Raw genomic sequence first — 2,048 nt, 5'->3', positions numbered from 1 at the left:
GAAGCATATAGTCTTTTTGACTCAGCAAAAACTTTTGACTGATCTACATGTAACTTGCCTTTCCCCAATTTTTTAACGCAAGAGTTTTTCGTGTATTGATGAATCATAAATTCTAATTCTTCTAAAACTTTATCTTCTTGTCCGTCTTCAGATATCAAGTTAGAAAGTATATTTACACGATCCAGAATTTTCTCATTATTTGATCGATAGATATTTAGGCCTTCGAGGATATTCAGATCACAAATATTACGAAGCAAAAACCGTTGTTTATAGCAGGCTGGAAGCAACTCACTTGGAGATTTTATTCCAAACTGCATGAGATAGTCATTTAAGTATAAAGATATTACTTGGTGCTCGGTATAATTATCTTTCAGTAGTAGATATATGCTAATTACAGTATCAATTGAATGAAAATCAATGTTTTCACTCTCGTTAATTTCTTTAAAAAGAAGCTCTTTCGGTAGCTTCCAGACATTTTTTGGATTTTCAAAGTATGAATCACTGATGTATTCGACAGTGCCTTGGCAGTTGCCCGATTTTATCATGCTTAAAGCAATTTTAGCTCTTATCTCATCTTCTAGATGTATCGGGCAGTTGGTAATTTTTTTGTATAGATCCAATGCCTCTGAAAAATGATTCTCGCTAAACAACTTGTCGGCATGCCACTTTAGCTTACGGTAATCTGGTATATCTAGCAGATAAACGTCTTCACTTGTACAGTTAGCAATAACATAGCTAATTGATTTTTTGTTTGGTAGATTATTTCTAAACGGGTTAAAAGTGGAGCCATTGATGTCCAAAAAGCTGTACAATGCTTTTACCAGATCAGTATCATGACAAATATTCCCTTTTATCTCTATCAGCTTAACAAGTGGCATAACATCAAAATGATTAAACTGTTGAAACAGCCTTGTCAAATTTGTAAAACTTACATCACCTCTGCCGATTATATATCTATGCAACTGTGCGATAGTATGATTAATCAAGCTGCCTTTATCAAAACTACTACCTCTATCAAGCGCTATTAAGGAGTTCACATAGAATTCGTAAGCATTTGACATGTTCGGCCATTGCGCTAAGTAATTTTCGCATTTTACAATTACATTTTCAAAATCCCCCATCATATAAGTGTCGCAAATCTCAATGATTGCTCTATCTTCATCCTGAAGAGTCATTTCTCCACTTTGCAGGCGATGAATATTCATGAGTTTGTAATCATTAATATGTGACTTTAATGATAGAAAGCCTTTTACTATATCATTTTCAAAATTTCCTTTAGCCTGGCATACCATTGCCATTCTACAAAAAGCTAAGTATTTATCGATAATACTAGCTGGAAACATATACTCGAAAATACCTTTAAAATCTTTATCATCGAAGCACAACGGATCAAAACGAAATAGAAATTCAAGAGCCTTGCCTTCCGAGTTATTCAAACCTTCCAAAATTGCTTCAAAGGAATAGTCATTCCGTTCTGATGTTCTACTACTGGATGCATTAGACAAAATTATATCTAAATCTCGTTCTTCAACTGGCCGATTACTGCTCTCAAATAGGAGCCTGTATCGCTTTAGCGCTTCGCTATCTTTTCGAATGAAAGACAATACTGACAGTTCAGTTTGAACTTGCCAATATGAATACCCAAGTGATTTTTTTATAATTGCTAGAGTATCAAGAGCTTCTTCAAAACGACCCAAGAGGACATCCTTTTCTACACTCTCTTTTAACTCTATAAATTTATTTAATTGTTTTTTGAATTGAATTATTTGCTTTATCCAAACCTCTACCTCTTGCCAGTTGCTATTAAAACCAAATGAATTAATATCTCTTCTGATAAATTTAGAATAGTGTACAGGATTGCTGTACAAATAAGTTTTAAAAACAGGGTTCCGGCATTTTATATCCAGTAAATCTCTGAATGCTTCTCTATCCGTCTCGTGATTCAGCTGGATAAGACCCAATAAACCAAAATTCTTCATAGTTGGTTTAACGCTTCTTGCACTTCTTTGTTTACTCTTTCTTTTTTGTGGCATTTCCAACACCTAGGT

General features: G+C 34.0%; 1 protein-coding gene. It reads right to left on the bottom strand.

Annotated features, from left to right (window positions below):
- A partial coding sequence (locus QWF21_RS17945) for a hypothetical protein (RefSeq protein ID WP_330089414.1) occupies positions 1 to 2,033 on the bottom strand: 2,033 nt, incomplete at its 3' end.
- Between the last annotated feature and the right edge of the window lie 15 nt (positions 2,034 to 2,048).

Origin of the sequence: Alkalimonas mucilaginosa, assembly GCF_036327005.1 — a bacterium.
GTDB classification, from domain to species: domain Bacteria; phylum Pseudomonadota; class Gammaproteobacteria; order Enterobacterales; family Alteromonadaceae; genus Alkalimonas; species Alkalimonas mucilaginosa.
This window is presented reverse-complemented; position numbering and strand designations above follow the sequence as displayed.